This is a genomic window from Flavobacterium sp. 28YEA47A (assembly GCF_041262125.1).
GTDB lineage: Bacteria > Bacteroidota > Bacteroidia > Flavobacteriales > Flavobacteriaceae > Flavobacterium.
The window spans coordinates 167,797-185,147 of sequence record NZ_JBGCCI010000003.1 but is presented as its reverse complement, the minus strand read 5'-3'; the positions used below and the strand labels follow the sequence as shown (position 1 = coordinate 185,147).

11 protein-coding genes are annotated in these 17,351 nt (G+C 37.7%); 6 read left to right on the top strand and 5 right to left on the bottom strand.

Going from position 1 to position 17,351, the window contains the following annotated elements; all coding sequences use genetic code 11:
• Positions 1 to 79 precede the first annotated feature (79 nt).
• Entirely contained in the window at positions 80 to 493 is a 414-nt protein-coding gene (gene aroQ, locus ABH942_RS05275) for a type II 3-dehydroquinate dehydratase (protein ID WP_370029936.1), read from the bottom strand.
• Positions 494 to 600: 107 nt separating this feature from the next.
• On the bottom strand, positions 601 to 1,137 hold the full coding sequence (locus tag ABH942_RS05270; RefSeq protein ID WP_370029935.1) for a porin family protein: 537 nt from the start codon (positions 1,135 to 1,137) through the stop codon (positions 601 to 603).
• A 197-nt stretch (positions 1,138 to 1,334) separates the two neighbouring features.
• Between ABH942_RS05270 and ABH942_RS05265 the strand changes: the two genes are divergently transcribed.
• From ABH942_RS05265 to ABH942_RS05255, 3 genes are all read left to right on the top strand, one after another.
• The gene (locus ABH942_RS05265; RefSeq protein WP_370029934.1) at positions 1,335 to 1,859 is read left to right on the top strand and encodes a porin family protein; all 525 of its coding nucleotides are present in this window, start codon (positions 1,335 to 1,337) and stop codon (positions 1,857 to 1,859) included.
• Positions 1,860 to 2,081: 222 nt separating this feature from the next.
• Entirely contained in the window at positions 2,082 to 2,684 is a 603-nt protein-coding gene (locus ABH942_RS05260) for an outer membrane beta-barrel protein (RefSeq protein WP_370029933.1), read from the top strand.
• Between the two features lie 103 nt (positions 2,685 to 2,787).
• Entirely contained in the window at positions 2,788 to 3,735 is a 948-nt protein-coding gene (locus tag ABH942_RS05255) for an ABC transporter ATP-binding protein (protein WP_370029932.1), read from the top strand.
• A gap of 60 nt (positions 3,736 to 3,795) precedes the next feature.
• Here ABH942_RS05255 and ABH942_RS05250 read toward each other — a convergent pair whose 3' ends face one another.
• Complete coding sequence (locus tag ABH942_RS05250; protein WP_370029931.1) at positions 3,796 to 6,204, bottom strand: prolyl oligopeptidase family serine peptidase; 2,409 nt, start codon at positions 6,202 to 6,204, stop codon at positions 3,796 to 3,798.
• Between the two features lie 214 nt (positions 6,205 to 6,418).
• On the opposite strand from ABH942_RS05250, the gene ABH942_RS05245 reads away from it, so the two are divergent.
• Together ABH942_RS05245 and ABH942_RS05240 are read left to right on the top strand one after the other, a co-directional pair.
• A complete protein-coding gene (locus ABH942_RS05245) occupies positions 6,419 to 7,429 on the top strand; it encodes a 3-oxoacyl-ACP synthase III family protein (RefSeq protein ID WP_370029930.1) in 1,011 nt (336 codons plus the stop codon).
• 194 nt (positions 7,430 to 7,623) lie between these two features.
• A complete protein-coding gene (locus ABH942_RS05240) occupies positions 7,624 to 8,121 on the top strand; it encodes a murein L,D-transpeptidase family protein (RefSeq protein WP_370029929.1) in 498 nt (165 codons plus the stop codon).
• Between the two features lie 91 nt (positions 8,122 to 8,212).
• On the opposite strand, the gene ABH942_RS05235 is transcribed toward ABH942_RS05240, so the two are convergent.
• Both ABH942_RS05235 and ABH942_RS05230 read right to left on the bottom strand, forming a co-directional pair.
• Complete coding sequence (locus ABH942_RS05235; protein WP_370029928.1) at positions 8,213 to 10,627, bottom strand: TonB-dependent receptor domain-containing protein; 2,415 nt, start codon at positions 10,625 to 10,627, stop codon at positions 8,213 to 8,215.
• A gap of 246 nt (positions 10,628 to 10,873) precedes the next feature.
• On the bottom strand, positions 10,874 to 15,043 hold the full coding sequence (locus ABH942_RS05230; protein ID WP_370029927.1) for a choice-of-anchor L domain-containing protein: 4,170 nt from the start codon (positions 15,041 to 15,043) through the stop codon (positions 10,874 to 10,876).
• A gap of 529 nt (positions 15,044 to 15,572) precedes the next feature.
• Here ABH942_RS05230 and argS point away from each other — a divergent pair.
• Complete coding sequence (gene argS / locus ABH942_RS05225) at positions 15,573 to 17,351, top strand: arginine--tRNA ligase (protein WP_370029926.1); 1,779 nt, start codon at positions 15,573 to 15,575, stop codon at positions 17,349 to 17,351.

The following is a 17,351-nucleotide window of genomic DNA, read 5'->3' as shown; positions in this document are numbered from 1 at the left end:
GTGAAGTTTAAAGTTAGTAATGCGGTCACATTATAAATAGACGAATCTATTTACAAAATGGTTGCATGGGTAAAAAATATTATTGGAAAGCCTTTAAGGCAAGTTTGTAGCTGTCAAGTCCAAAGCCTATAATGATTCCTTTTGCATTAGGGGAAATATAAGACTGGTGTCGGAATGACTCTCTTGAAAAAGTGTTGGAAATATGAACTTCTATAACAGGAGTGGGAATCGATTTGACAGCGTCGCCAATTCCTACGGATGTGTGGGTATAGGCAGCAGCGTTGAGGATGATTCCGTCAAAAGTAAAGCCTGTTTCGTGAAGTTTGTCGATGATCTCGCCTTCGATATTGCTTTGGAAATAGTGAAGTTCGATGGTTGGAAATTCAGCCTTGAGTAATGCGAAATAGTCTTCAAAAGTCTGACTTCCGTAAATTTCGGGTTCCCGTTTTCCTAACAGGTTTAAGTTAGGCCCGTTGATAATAATGATTTTCATGAAAGATGATTTTTGTAAAAATAGGAATTTCCCTTCTTTATAAAATGTTAAGGCATAAAAAAACCGTCTTGTCAAACAAAACGGTTTATTTTTAAGGGCTGTATTTTTTAGAAAAAGTATCCAAGAGATAACTGAAACACGGCATTTTTAACCTCTGCATCTTTTGAAACTTCAGTAAGTCCGATAGTATATCTTGCCTGGGCAAAAAAGTGGTCGGTAATATTAAGTCCTAAGCCTCCTGCTGCTGCGAAATCAAAGCTTTTGTTGTCGAATGCTTCTTTTGCATCATCAACCAAAAACGAAAACTGTGGGCCAACTTCCACGCTCAATTTTTCAGAAAGGATATAAAATTTAGCCAGAACCGGAACAGAAACATAATCTAAGTTGAAATCACCAATTCCTTTTACGTCAGCACCTTGAGAAGTATACATCAATTCAGGCTGTAATGAAAAGTTTTGAAAAAGTTTTACTTCGGCAACCGCACCAGCATGAAAACCGGTTCTGCTGCTGTAATCGATACCATCGGCACCTCCGTTAAAGTTGGCAAAGTTAACGCCTCCCTTGACACCAATTTTTAAAAGTTGCGCATCAGCATTTGTTGCTCCTGCAATGATTAAAATTGCAGCTACGATAAGTTTTTTCATAATAAATTTTTTAAGGTGGTTTTAAAAGTTTTTGAGCTTTACAAGACAAATTTAGCCATGTTTTTTTGAGTTAATTTTAAATTTATGAAATTATTAATACTTTTTTTCTTAAATTTAAGTTAAATAAAAGTATGAAAGTCAGTTGTTTCGTGTTATTTTTTTCATACATTTGATTGTAATTTAAAACTAAAACAAACATGAAAAAAATTTTTTTAACAGTAGCTGCGGTATTTGCTTTTGGGCTTGCCAATGCTCAAGAAGGAATTAAATTTGGTGTTAAGGCTGGTTTGAACTTCACAAATTTTGGTGGAGATAGCGACGCAAACGGTAAGACAGGTTTTTATGTTGGAGGTTTGGCGGATTTCACAGTAACTGATAAATTCCATGTTCAGCCGGAATTATTGTATTCTAACGAAGGAGCTGAGGATGCTAAATTAGATTACATACGAATTCCGATTATGGCTAAATATTATGTTTATCAGGGATTAAGTATTCAGGCTGGTCCGGAAATTGCATTTAAAATTGCTGCTGAGAACGATTTTCTTGATAAAAGCACAAAATCAATTGATTTTGCTCTTGGTGTTGGTGCCGGTTATGAATTGCCAAACGGTTTATTCTTTGATTTAAGATATAACGCAGGTTTGACTAATATCAATGATACTGATACCGGTTTTGATGTTAATAATACCGGTTTTCAAATTGGCGCAGGTTACAGATTTTAATTCTATAACTATATAGAATAAAATGCCTTTCATAAATGGAAGGCATTTTTATTTTTTGAAATTAGCTTTATATTAACTTTTCATGTAGTGTGTTGATTGTCAATATGTAATGTTTGGTGCTGGTGTTTCGTACTAATTTAATAATAAATGAAAAATAACATGTCAGTTGTTTCGTGTTATTTTTTTTATACTTTTGCCGCATAATTTTAAAACTAAACAAACATGAAAAAAATTGTTTTAACTGTAGCTGCCGTATTCGCATTCGGTTTTGCTAACGCTCAGGAAGAAACTTCTGAAGGCTTTAAAAAAGGAGATACATTCATTTCTGGTGCTGTAAGTTTCGGATCAACTAAAACTGGAGATTTCAAAACTAGTGATTTTGAAATCGCTCCAAGTGCTGGTTATTTTGTAACTGAAAACATCGCTGTTGGTGTTTCTGTTGGATACTTAACTTCAAAAGTTGATGTAGGTGCAGCTGATGCTAAAAACAGTACTTTCTCAGTAGGTGCTTTTGGTAGATACTACTTTACACCAGCTTCTAAATTCTCTATCTTCGGTCAGTTGGGTGTAAACTACATGAGCTATGATAATGAATTTAATCCTGAAACAGGAGCACCTGGTGAATTCAAAGGTAACGGTTTTGGTGTAAAAGTAGCTCCAGGTGTTAGCTATTTCCTTGCTAAAAACTTCGCACTTGAGGCTTCTTTCGGAGTTCTAGGTTTCGAAACTACTAAGCCAGATGCTGACGGTGCTGAAAAAACAAATTCTTTTGATTTCGGTCTTGACATGAGAGATATCAGATTAGGATTGGTTTACAAATTCTAAGAAATAAAATTAGAATATATTAAAAAAGGCTTCCCTATGGGAAGCCTTTTTCTTTTAAGATTCACTTCGGTTTCCCTAACTTTGCAATCTTCAATCTACATTCATGTTATCAGTCCAGAATATTTCTTTCGGTTATACCGAAAAACAAGTTATAGAGAATATCAGCTTTACCATCCAAAAAGGCCAAAATATTGCAATCATAGGTGAGAGCGGCTGTGGAAAAAGCACGCTTTTGAAATTGATTTACGGTCTTTATGATTTGGATGAAGGGCAGATTTTCTATGATGATACGCCTATTTTAGGGCCAAAATTCAATTTGATTCCCGGAGAAGATTATATCAAATACCTGGCGCAGGATTTTGACCTGATGCCTTATATAACCGTTGAGGAAAATGTTGGGAAATATCTTTCGAATGTCTATAAGGAAGAGAAGGCACAACGTGTTGCTGACTTGCTTGCTATGGTTGAAATGTCTGATTATGCTAAGACCAAAGCAAAATATCTAAGTGGAGGACAGCAGCAAAGAGTGGCTCTGGCTAGAGTTCTGGCTTTGGAACCTGAAGTCTTGCTGTTAGATGAACCTTTTAGCCATATTGACAACTTCAGAAAGAACGCCCTTCGTAGAAATCTGTTCGCTTATCTGAAGAAAAAAGGGATAACCTGCATTGTGGCAACTCACGATAGCGCAGATGCGCTTTCTTTTGCTGATGAGACCATAGTGATGCAGAAAGGGAAGATGCTTGAGAAGGCACCGTCTAAAGAGCTTTATTTTAATCCGGTTAATAAATATGCAGCATCGCTTTTTGGCGAGATCAATGAAATTGAAGTAGAAGATGAAAACGGAACCATGACACACCTGCTTTTATATCCGCATCAATTGAAAGTGGCACAGTCGGGTTTTATACAGGTTTTAGTAAAACAATCTTATTTTAAAGGAAACCGATACCTGGTCAAGGCAATATTGGAAAAACAGGTTATTTTCTTCGAACATAATATTGCTTTAGAAAACGATACGCTCGTTTATCTGGAAGTAAGCAATAAAGTATCTTAAAATAAAAATCCCGAAATCTTTTGATTCCGGGATTTTTTAATTTTTATAGATAGCTCCAAATTAGTTTTTCAGATGCTTTTCTAGGAACTGATCTTGTTCCCAAAGCAAGTGAAGGATGTTTTCTTTAGCAGCATATCCGTGGCTTTCTTTTGGCAATAAAAGCAATCTTACCGGTGCTCCAAGACCTTTTAAAGCCTGGAAATATCTTTCAGATTGTAATGTGAAAGTTCCTGGGTTGTTATCAGCATCACCATGCACAAGCAAAAGCGGAGTTTTCATCTTGTCAGCAGTCATGAAAGGCGACATTGCGTTGTATACTTCCGGTACTTCCCAGTAGTTTCTTTGCTCACTTTGGAAACCGAATGGCGTAAGTGTCCTGTTGTATGCACCGCTTCGGGCAATACCACAGGCAAATAAATCAGAATGTGTCAATAAGTTTGCCGTCATAAAAGCACCATAAGAATGTCCTCCAACAGCAACTTTTTTACGGTTGATATAACCTAACTTGTCAACAGCGTCGATTGCTGCAGCGGCATTATCTACTAATTGAGTGATAAAAGTGTCGTTTGGTTCTGCTGAGCCTTCTCCAATAATTGGGAAAGAAGCATCATCCAAAACTACATAGCCTTTAGCTACCCAGTAAACGAAAGAACCATAGTTAGGGAATGTGAATTCATTAGGGTTTTGAGAACTTTGCCCGGCACTGTTTTTGTCTTTATACTCTTCAGGATAAGCCCAGATCAAAAGCGGCATTTTCTCTTTTTTCTTCATGTCATAACCTACAGGAAGGTATAATGTTCCGGAAAGCTCTACGCCGTCTTTTCTTTTGTATTTGATTACTTCTTTGTGTACGTTTTTGATACTTTCAAACGGATTTTTGAAATCGGTAATCTGTGTTAACTGGTTCTTCTTTTTGATATTTCTGAAGTAGTAGTTTGGATATTCACTTTTAGACTGGATTTGAACCAATACATCACCTTTTTTGAAATCTTCAATAGAGAAAATGCTTTCTTTTTTGTCTTTATAAGCAGATTGGTACAAACGTTTTGGCTTTAAAGTCTTAATATTGAACTCATCAATAAAGGGGAACTGTCCGTTTTTAGTATGGCCTTCACCAATAAGAAATGCATTGTCGTTTTCAAGAGCCAATACTTGTCTTCCATATTGATTTTTAATTGTTTCGAAGCTTCCCGGATCAGAATAGATGTCCTGAGAGTTTCTATCAAAAATTACTTTTGGAGCCTGACCCGGATTTGATGGGTTAATCAAATAAGTTTTTTCATTTCTGGTATCATACCATTGGTCAAATAAAATAGCCGTAGTGCTATTTCCCCAAATAATTCCTCCATAACGCTGTACTGTTTTAGCCAAAGAAGTAGGGTTTGAAGTAAATGGAGCTTGCCATAAGAAAACTTCGTCTCTGAAATCTACTTTATTCGCAGGATCTCCACCGTCTAAAGCCTCAACATAGTAAAGAGTAGCAGGTGCATCGTTTCTCCAGTTCATACTTCTTTTTCCTTTACGTGTAGCCATAAATCCTTTTGGCATGATTTCAGAAAGAGGCACTTCGTTAACTACTTTAACTTCTTTTCCTGAAAGGTCATATACAATAGATTTCATAGGGAAACGGCTCAAAGGAACGATATAAGAAAATGGTTTCTGTATCGTAGTAATCATGATGTAGTTTCCGTCTGGAGAAAAACCTTCACCAGCATATAAATCTGCATTTTTATACAGAGATGCTTTTCCGTTAAGATCGATTTTATAAAGTTCTGAAGTTACTAATGTCTCAAAATTAGTTTCGTCAGTCTTGTTTTTTAATAAATCCTGATACGTTCTGTTCTGTGATTTTGAACCGTCGCTTGTAGAAACTGTAGGTCCTTTTGGAAGGTCTTTTTTAGAATCGATCAGGGCAGGACGGTTTTTAGGAAGCATCTTAACCAAAAGGTTCTGGTTATCTCTATACCAACTGAATGGACCACCCATGTTCGCATTTACAGTTGCATCCGTTAATCGGGTTGCTTTTGCAGAAGCGATATCCAAAACCCATAGTTCTACTCCTGTAGCTGTAGTGTGTGTAAAGGCAATTTTCTTTTCATCCGGAGACCAGGAAACATTGCTGATTTTTGGATTTTGTGGCAAACCTGTTACCTGAATTTCATTCTTGTCCTTGATTTTGCGAACTTTCAGGTTGTTAATGTATGTCACGGTACTTGAGATATTGGTAATTGGATTGATTCTCAAACCGCCTAATCTCATTTCTTCCTGATTTAATTCATCAAGAGTTTTGTAAGTGTTTCGATACGAAAGAAGCATATATTCTTTTTTAGTATCCATCGAAACCGAAGGTGCTCTTTCATAGTCAGCCAAATCCAAAATTTCTTTGGAAGGCTTCTGGTAAGTAAGTTCTTCCTGCGAAAATGCTGTCAATCCGACAAGCAGGAAAAGCATAGATAGCTTTAATTTCATATTATTTATATTAGGTTGATGAAACATTTGTCTAAAATAAGCCAAGCTTGTTACATCTGCTAAAATATTTAGTTAATAAATAAAAGCATTTCGGAAAAAATGCACTTACAAAATAAACGGCCAATTGCTGATATTGAAATATTTGCTAACTTGTGCAGGAGATAATTTGCAGATACGTAAATTTGCACTCTGATTTTTAACGAAATAATAAAATATGTATCATTCGAAAATTGCAGGTTTAGGATATTATGTTCCTGAAAATATTGTTACTAATGATGATTTATCTAAAAGAATAGACACTAATGATGAGTGGATTCAGGAACGTACAGGAATTCAGGAAAGACGCCATATTGTAAAAGGAGACGGGAATACTACAACGTCTATGGGTGTAAAAGCAGCAAAGATTGCAATAGAGCGTTCCGGGATAGCAAAAGAAGATATCGATTTTATCATTTTTGCTACATTGAGTCCTGATTATTATTTTCCGGGTCCTGGAGTTTTGGTTCAAAGAGATTTAGGATTAAATACGGTTGGTGCTTTGGATATCCGAAACCAATGTTCGGGTTTTGTATATGCCTTGTCAATTGCAGACCAGTATATCAAGACAGGAATGTATAAAAACATACTGATTATTGGTTCTGAAGTACATTCAACCGGATTAGACATGACGACACGCGGACGTGGTGTTTCTGTGATTTTTGGAGATGGAGCAGGAGCGGCAATAATTTCAAGAGAAGAAGAACCGAACAAAGGAATTTTGTCGACACATCTGCATTCGGAAGGACAATATGCTGAAGAACTTATCGTAAAAGCTCCTGGAATGGGCGGACGATGGGTAACAGATATTATTGCTGATAACGACCCGAATGATGAAAGTTATTTCCCATATATGAATGGACAGTTTGTGTTTAAAAATGCAGTCGTTCGTTTTAGCGAAGTAATTATGGAAGGCTTAAAAGCAAGTAATCTGGATGTTTCTGATATCAATATGCTGATTCCGCATCAGGCGAATTTGAGAATTTCTCAATTTATCCAGCAGAAATTTAAGTTGGCAGACGATCAGGTTTATAATAATATCCAGAAATACGGAAATACTACCGCAGCTTCTATTCCGATTGCTTTGACAGAAGCATGGGAACAAGGAAAGATAAAATCTGGCGACCTTGTGGTGTTGGCTGCTTTTGGAAGTGGCTTCACCTGGGGAAGTGTTGTTATTAGATGGTAAAAAAGATAAAAAGGTACTAAGTGGCTAAGGTACTAAGGTTCTAAGTTGAAAAACTCTCGAAAACCTCAGTACCTCAGGGTCTTATAATCTCTACATTCTTGGATTTAGTAGCGTTATAATTAATGATAAATAAAACTCTAAATCAAAGAACTCTCTAAAACCTTAGCGCCTCAGAACCTTAGTGCCTCAAAAAAATGCTTCTTCTAATCCTCCCAATCTCATTCTTACTCTACTATTTTTATCCGGAACCAAAATTGCCGAAAGGCAAGATCATCGATAGGATAGAAGTTTACAAGTCTAAACGAAAGATGGATGTCTATTCTGATGGAATTCTTTTAAAAAGATACCGCATAGCTTTGGGGAAAAATCCGATTGGGCATAAAGAATTTGAAGGCGACTGTAAAACTCCGGAAGGAATTTATACGATAGAGGGAAAGAACCCAGAAAGTGCTTTCCATAAAAACCTTGGAGTTTCTTATCCTAATGAAAAAGATATAGAGCATGCCATGAGTTTAGGAAAGTCGGCTGGAGGTGATATAAAAATTCACGGACTTCGTAATGGATATGGTTATAGGGCAAAATTCCATAGATGGAAAGATTGGACTGCCGGCTGTATTGCCGTAACAGATCGCGAAATAGACGAATTGTACGAAGCTGTGCAACAAGGAGCAGAAATAGAAATATTTCCTTAATGGTGGTTTTATAAAATAAAAAAACTCGGAGGCATCACTTCCGAGTTTTTCATTTTAACCCAATATATAAAAAAAATCTAAAAATTGATTCTTAGAACATACCGCCGCCTTGTTTCGTGTTGTCTTCACGATATTTTCTTTGCAGCGCTCTGTTTTTACCACCACCAAACATATAGTTGATTCCGAAGTAAAGGCTTTGGCTTTCCCATCTGAAAACTCCTGTGCTTGGATATGGATTTTTGCTGTCAAAGCCATACTCCATCATATTGAAGACGTCATTGAAACGAACACTGAAGTTCATTTTGTTGTTCAGTATAGAATAACGTCCTCCCATATCAATCTTGTACATGTCTTTGCTATTGTTTTGGATTCCATCAACACCGCTTCTAAAGAAGCCAAACAGAAGGAAACTCAAATTTTTGGTAGCTTTGAAATTACTGTTTAATCGTGCATTAAATGCAGCTGCGTCAATTTCTTTTCTTACAAAATCAAATTGATCGATGGTTCCAGGTCTTAATACAGAAACCAAACCTTTTTGTGAAATGCTTGAGAAATCAATAGAAGGTTGAACATCCCACCATTTTGCAATTTTGTAATTGGCAGACAATTCAAATCCGTATGCAGAATTGTTGTCAAAGTTAGCCCAGCTCATAATCAAGTCATTCGGATTGTCTGTAGTTTCATCAGAATACAAAACTCTGCTGATTTCATCGTTAATCAATCTGTAGTAAACACCTCCGGTAATTGAACCTTTTGTAAGTATTCTGGTATAGTTTAATTCTACAGAGTTGGTGAACTGTGGCTGTAATTCCTGATTACCCAAACCTGTAACCAAAGGCGTTGCAAACTCCCTGATTGGTTTTGTTTGTTCCAAACTCGGCCTGTCAACACGACGGCTATAGCTCAATTGGAACATATTTTTCTCACTCAGGTTATACGTAAAATAAGCTGATGGATAAACAGTGATATAATCATCGTCAAAAGCTACCTTGCTATTGTTTACATTCAGGTTGGCTTGTACTTTGTAGCTTTCAAAACGCGCTCCAAGTTGGTAGCTGAATTTTTCAAACTTCTGCCCGAAAGTAGCATAAGCCGAATAGATATCGATATCGTATGTGTAGTTTGAGCTTCTGCTTCCAACAGGAACTAACAAGTTTCCGGTAGTATAGTCATTTGATGTTCTAGTAACTCTGGCTTCGGCACCCAATTCAAGTGTTGACTTTTCAGACAATGGATTTACGTAATCCAGGTTCAATGTTGTCGTTTTTCTTTTGTCAACGATTTTGTCATTATAAATAACCTGATCAGCCGGATTGGTGAATGTTGTCGTGTTGAAATTCGCTTTTTGTGTCTGGTCATAATCGTTATAGTTTCCTTCAAAGTCCAAAGTATGGCCTTCTTTTGCAAACTTATGTTTGTAGGCCAGGTTATAGGCACCACTGTTATTGTCTGTATTATATCTTCCTAGTTGCAGTACGTTTGGCAGATCACCATTCAGGTAGCGGATATCAGTATCTACATTTCCTTTACCATTCATTGAGTTTTGGTTCGTATAGAATGAAATCGTATTGTTGTCATCGATATAATAATCCATACCAATCTTGTACAAATAGGATTCATTGTCATTTAGCATCTTAAGCTTCTGCTGTGAATTGTTGTCAAATCTTTGGATAAAACCCTCATTGTGGTATCTTCCGAAGTTGCTTCCTGCATTTCCGAAGAAGTTTACTTTTCCGGTTCTGTAGTTCATGTCCAAAGAGTTGTTGAATTTTGGCTCTTTGGCGAATGTAATTCCTGAATTCAAGCTCCCGTTGAAACCATTGTTTGAGTTTTTATGCAACACAATGTTGATAATACCTGACATTCCTTCCGGATTGTATTTTGCACTCGGGTTCGTAATCAATTCAATTTTCTTGATTGATGTTGAAGGAATTTGCTTTAACAATTGTGCCGGGTCCATATTGGTTGGTCTTCCATCTACCAATACCCTAACATTTTGGTTTCCTCTTAAAGAGATTTTTCCATCCTGGTCAACATTTACAGAAGGAATGTTGTTCATGATTTCTGAAGCAGTAGCTCCGGCTGTAGTAAGGTCACGCCCTACGTTGATTACTTTTCGGTCGATTTTTTGCTCAATCGTTGAACGTTCAGCGACAACTTCTACGCCTTCCAATTGGGTAGCCTCGTCAGCAAGTGTAATTTTGTTCATAGACAGGCTTTTTTGACCTGATGTAAGATCAGCTTTTCCGTTATAAGGCTTATATCCGATAAACTGTATCTCGACATTGTAATTCTTAGGAGCAAGTCCTTTTACTTCAAAATCCCCACTATCATCAGTGATACTTCCGGTAATTACAGTGGCACCTTCCTTAATTGTTACGGTTGCATAAGAAATAGGCTGTCCCGATTTATCGACTACCTTTCCTGTAATCGTAAGATTGTTTTGTGCCTGCATAGAAAGCAATGGCATCATAATAAGGCTTAGAATAAATAATTTTAGTCTCATTGGGTTATTTTTGATTGATGATTGATGTTGCAAATGTATTTGTTTTTTTATTAATATGTAATACATAGTACTAGTTTATACAAAAATTAACATCTTTTTAATATTGAACGTGTTTTAACTGACTATATAGACTATGAAAATTAAAATATGTTACACTTTTTTTCATATTTAAATTCGTTCCAAACAATAAAAAGGCTTCCTGAAACAAGAAGCCTTCTCATTAACTGTATGTTAGTGTTTTTTTATTTATCGTTTCATGGCGAAATGAGCCCTAAATTCTTTTGTAACGCCGTTTTCTGTATAGATTACTTTGAACCAATAATCGGTAGACGGCAGGGGAGCGTTGTTGTAAAATCCATCCCATCCGCCCGGTTGCGATGGTTTAATCTGTTTTAATAATTTGCCATATCGGTCAAAAATATAAATGACAGCTTCCGGCTGGTGTGATAAATCCCAAATGTTCCAAAAGTCATTATACCCATCGCCGTTTGGAGTGAAATATCTTGGATAATTGATTACGAAAGCAAGTATAGTCGTTGTTTCACATCCGTTCAGATTTTCTACCGTTATTGTATGTTGTCCGGACGAAACATTTTCAAAAACGTTACTGGATTGAAAAGGACCGCTATCAAGCTGGTACACATAATTGCCTCCAACTCCGGTTGCGTTGACCGTAATGCTCTGGTTGTCGCCAAACGTATTGTTCACCGTGTAGGTTACGGTAGCTTTTTCAGAACGGACAACTTCAACAGATGTAAGTTTTGAAGGACAGCCTGTTGTATTGCTTGTTGCAATTACAGAATAAGTGCCTGGAACTGTTGCCGTATAGGAACTGCCTGTTGCACCGGCAATCAGTCCATTGTCATCAAACCATTGGAAAGTATGAAGAGAAGTGCTGAGTCCTGTTTGTATGGTATGGGAGCTGATGAGCTGGTTGGTTTCGCTGTTGATACACACAGTTCCTCCTCTAGGACGAGGTTCCGGTATGCGACGTACTATCAGTTGAACCTGCATGATGTCATAACAGCTGTCTGAAATTCTACTCGAAACCCTTATGTAAATTGTCTGAGCTGTAGATGATGTTACAGGGTTTGTTCTTGTCAATGCATTATTTGCAGATTCAAAATATTCAACCCTGTAATCTTCAGGTAATTGACTGCCAAGTGCAAAATCTGTAAAAACAGACAGGTCGAATGACGTTATGCCGTCATTTACGTCGTCATTATCACAAGTTATCTTTAAATCATTAGGAATTGGATTCACAGTTGGTGTAGTGACAATCGTAATTTCAAATAGGTTGTCGTCAGAACAAATTTCACCACGGTTGTCGATTTCTGCGTAAATATGTAATGTTTCGCTTGTGGTAATAACATCGCCTGCGTGCCTCATGATTCCTTGTCCGTTAGGCTGTGTATAATAATCTCCTACTGTCAGAGCCGGAAGGACATAGCTATCGCAACTGGCAACAGGATCAGGAGAATCGGCTTCAATTCCTACAATTGTAATTGTAAAGCTATTTTGAGCACTACATGGAGGTACAGCTGTACTAATAGCATAAATATAAATGGTCTGTGTTGTAGAAATAACATCTCCGGCAGCAAGTATTCTTCCTTGTCCGTTAGGTTCTGTATAATAATTACCCACTGCCAGAGGCGTTAAGGTATAGGGTTGGCAGGTTGGTCCAATATCCGATCTTGAACTGATTTGCGGAATCGGATTGATAGTAACCAGATAACTTATTTCATTGGTGCAATTTTGTCCCGGAAGCACAGGCTTGTATATATAAACTCTTTGGGTAGTAAATATTGTTTGCCCGGCAAGCATCATTGTACCTGTTCCGTTCGAACCGGTATAGTAGTTTCCTACTGTAATTGGAGGCAATGTATAGCTTCCGCAAACGGCAATATCGCCAGGAATAGGATCGAAAGGATCTGTTATGATGACATCAAAATGTACGTTATCTGTACAGTTTGGTCTTTCGGTCGTGGCTACATACACATAAATTGTTTGTGAAGTGGTAATTATTGTTCCGGCGGGAATCTGTGTTCCAGAGCCGGCTGGTCCTGTATAATAGTTTCCAATAGGTAGCGATGGCAAGGTATAGCTGGAACAATTTGCAGCGTTAGGCGGAGTATCAATTCTGATAAATACTGTAAATTCTTTTTGATCCTCGCAAATGTCGTTCTGTACATAAGCATAGAGCGTTTGGGTAACAGTAATTGTCGTGCCACCCGGAACTATAGTTCCCGTTCCTCCCGGTCCTGTATAATAGTTTCCAAAAGGTAATGTTGGCAACACATAAGAATCACAGTCAAATACCGATGAAATTTGTGGGAGCTTTTCAAACGGAATGATTTCAACATCAAAACTACCGTCAATAATACAGAAAGGCTCTTCAGGAAATTGATAATACACAAAAATGGTCTGTGAGTTTCTAATTTCGGTTCCCGGATTAATTTGGGTTCCGTTTCCTCCCGGCTGTGTATAATAATTTCCAAACGGCAATGTAGGTAGCGTATAACTTGTGCAGTATCTTCCGTCAGGTGGAATCAATGATTCCGGATCAATAATGGTTATCCTGAAACTGCTCTGGTTAGAGCAATTAGGTACACCTCCAGTCTGGCTATATATGTAAATAGTCTGTGTTTCTGTAATAATATCGCCCGGAAGAAGTGGCGTTCCTGTTCCGTCAGGCCCGGAAAAATAATTTCCATTTGTCAAGGGAACCAATTCGTGTTGGTCGCATACAATTACATTTCCGATTATGTCTACAACCGGGAGGTTTTTTACAAAAATCTGAAAACTGGTCGTATCGTAACAGGCGGTATCTGTTTTGTTTTCTAATCTTACATAAATCGTCTGATTGCCTGCTGTGGTATAATTTGTAGAAGGAAGCGGATTGGTTCCGGTCTGCGCATTAGACAGTGATGTATAGTAGGAAACGTTGTAAATGTCAGAAGAAAGCCCATTCAAAACCGGAATGTCCTGTGCTGTAAAGTTGAAATTCGCATCGGTAGCATCTAAAGCAACAGCACATTCAGTAACGTCAGCGGGTTGGGTTGCTGTTGGAGGCGCCATCAGAAGCAGGTCAAACGACTTGATCGAAATACAGCCATTCGTGTTTCGAATCCTTACATATATAGTTTCATTTCCGGCACTTGGATATGTAGCTGGCAGTATGTTTGCTCCGGTTTCAGCATCAGCTCTGTTAGCATGATAAGATAGTGTCACGCCAGGATCAATACCGGATAAAATAATAGGCGTATTGTAGGACAAGTCAAAGTTATAAGTAGGCTGTCCTGTGTTGCATTTGTACAAAGTATGCGGTTGCGGCGTAACCAGTTCCGGATAATATTCCACAATAATGGTATCGGTTACCGGAGCCTCACACGGAAACAGGATGTTGTTATAGGTGACAGAATAAGTCCCTGGTTCGTTAATGACCAATTCGTCATCATTTCCACCAATAGGTCCTCCGTTTCTCATCCATGAAAAAGAATAGGTGCCTGGGTCCAGTCCGGTAGTAAGAGTATGTGTTCCGCCTTGGCAAATTGCCGTTTGTGTGGCAATAGTCAGATCAGGACCTAAAACATCTTGTCCGATATTAAAACTATCTGACGAAAGAAAAATTGCAGAATCTGATTTGTAGTCAGATCGGTCGGCAATAACCAGTTTGATATGGTAAGGCGTATTAGGTGTCAGAGTAGACGAGGCTGTGAAAAGAACTGTCTGTCCATTAAAATTGATGGCAGAACCCAGGGCTTCTGATCCGCCATTAAATCTTCCGAAATATTCCGGATTGACAGAAGGGCATGATGAGTTATAAAGAAAGTCGCGAATTGTCAAGACAGAAATAGGAGTAGTCGTATTTGGAATTACGGCCAGATTTTCGGTGACTCCCGTATTCAGATTTGTGAGCAGAAAAGCAAATGCATCAGAAAAGTTACATTGCGAATTGCCGTATTCTTCTGAGGCAAAAAGAAAATCCATGCTGAAATTGGAAGAAATCGGTATGAAATCAAATTCAAGCACAGTAGCATTTACAGAACTCATCGTTATTCCTGCCGCAGCAAGTACATTTTCTAAATCCGTATCGCCTATCCATGCAGGATTATTTCCGTCATTGAGTTGCGAATTGTTTGGGCCGGGTGCATGGCTTGCGTCTCCGGTGGTTAGTATGACGCCGCTTTCTATGGGGAAATTTGGATTGGTATTCTGGAAATAGCCTATTCCGTTGCTCGAGCCGAAATTGCTTCCGGTTCGCCATGAAACATTCGATACTTCTGTGCAAGGAGAATTTACTAGAACATTGGTGACAAGTTCTGGGACTGTTCGGGTTGACGTATCGACAGTTATGGCCTGGGAATAGCCAAGTATTGGCAATAACGCCAATAAAATCAATAGGTTATTTTTCATATCAAAATCTGGGCAAATTTTTTTGATACTCACTTAATAAAAATTGGGGCTTTTATTTGAAAGTTCTAAGCAAAGATATAGAGAAGCATCGGCGAAATGCAAATTAATCAGACGAAAAGTAACGTTTTGATAACTTGTGTGTTGAAAGTCTTACAAATTTAGATTTATAAGAAAGAAAATTCAATCAGAATAGATTTGCCATTCTAAAAAACAGATTATGATTCAAATACATTTTTATTGCAAAAAATGTGACTTTTGGCAATTTCCAATTATTTTCAAACAAATAGCAAGAATAGGCAATATCAAGTAGATTCAAATAGGGAATTTAAATAGGGTGCTTACCCTGCTTATAATCATGCAAAGTCGAAGAAAAATTATTGAAGCTAATTTTTTTGCGTCTTCTTTATGGTAATAAAACAGCCAATTTTATGGGCAAAGAGAAAAGAAAATCTATCTTTGATAAATGGAATTTTGGTATTCCTAAATTCAGTCAGAATTAATATCTTTGCACGCTTAAAAAACACTTAAAATGACATTATCTCAAATTCTTACACCACAGATTGAAAAAGCCGTTTCGGCTTTGTTTGGAGTTACTATTGATAAAATAGAATTTCAGGCAACACGGAGGGAATTCGAAGGTGATATCACTATGGTGATTTTCCCGTTGCTTAGGCTTATCAAAAGTAATCCGGTAGAACTTGGAAACAAAATAGGAACCTATTTGGTTGAAAATGTTGCTGAGGTTGAAAAATTCAATGTAGTTTCCGGATTTCTAAATATTGTGATTTCGGACAGCTACTATCTTGATTTCTTTGAAAAGACAAGATCAGAAAAGAATTTTGGCTTTGTAGCTCCGGTGGAAAATGAAAAAGCAATTTTGGTAGAATATTCGTCTCCAAACACCAACAAGCCGTTGCATTTGGGCCACGTCCGTAACAATCTTTTGGGATATTCAGTAGCTGAAATTATTAAAGCTTCTGGAAAAAAAGTATACAAAACCCAGATTATTAACGACAGAGGAATCCATATCTGCAAATCGATGTTGGCCTGGGAAAAATTTGGAAACAATGAAACTCCTGAAACTTCCGGATTGAAAGGCGATAAGCTGGTTGGAAAATATTATGTGGAATTTGATAAAGCCTATAAAAGTCAAATTAACGAATTGATACAGCAAGGCAAATCAGAAGAGGAAGCCAAAAAACAAGCACCTATTATTTTGGAGGCTCAGGAAATGCTTCAAAAATGGGAAGCCGGCGATGAACAGGTAATGAATCTTTGGAGAATGATGAACCAATGGGTATATGCCGGATTTGCCGAAACTTATACCAATCTTGGAGTTGATTTTGATTCTTACTATTACGAAAGCAATACCTATTTATTAGGAAAAGATATAATTGAACAGGGACTTGAAAAGGGCGTTTTTTACAAAAAGCCTGACGGTTCGGTTTGGATTGATTTGACGGAAGACGGTTTGGATGAAAAACTGGTTCTTCGTTCTGACGGAACTTCGGTTTATATGACGCAGGATATTGGGACAGCCGTTCAGCGTTCAAAAGACTTCCCGGATGTAGGAGGTATGGTGTATACGGTTGGGAATGAGCAGGACTATCACTTTAAAGTCTTGTTTCTGATTTTGAAAAAACTCGGATACGACTGGGCACAGCATCTTTTCCATCTGTCTTACGGGATGGTGGATCTGCCTTCAGGAAAAATGAAAAGCCGTGAAGGAACTGTTGTTGACGCAGATGATTTGATGGAGGATATGGCTGAAACAGCCAAAACCATTTCTGAAGAATTGGGTAAGTTGGATCATTATTCTGAAGAAGAAAAAGCCAAACTGTACAAGACTATCGGATTGGGTGCCTTGAAATATTATATATTAAAAGTAGATCCTAAAAAACGTATCCTGTTTAACCCTGAAGAATCGGTTGATTTCGCAGGAAATACAGGGCCGTTTATCCAATATACTTACGCGAGAATTCAGTCTATCATCAGAAAAGCTGACTTTGATTATTCAGGAGCTGTAGTTGCGATTGCACTGCACGAAAAAGAAAAAGAATTGCTGAAGCAAATGGAAGCATTTCCGGAAGTAATCCAAAATGCGGCTCAAAATTTCAGTCCGGCTTTGATTGCGAATTATACGTATGAACTGGTTCGTGAATACAATTCGTTCTATCAGGCGGTTCCAATTTTGGGTTCTGATAATATGACGGAAAAGATTTTCCGCGTCCAGTTGTCGAAAAAAGTAGCCGATATTATTGCATCGGCGTTTAACCTTTTGGGGATTGAAGTTCCTGAAAGAATGTAA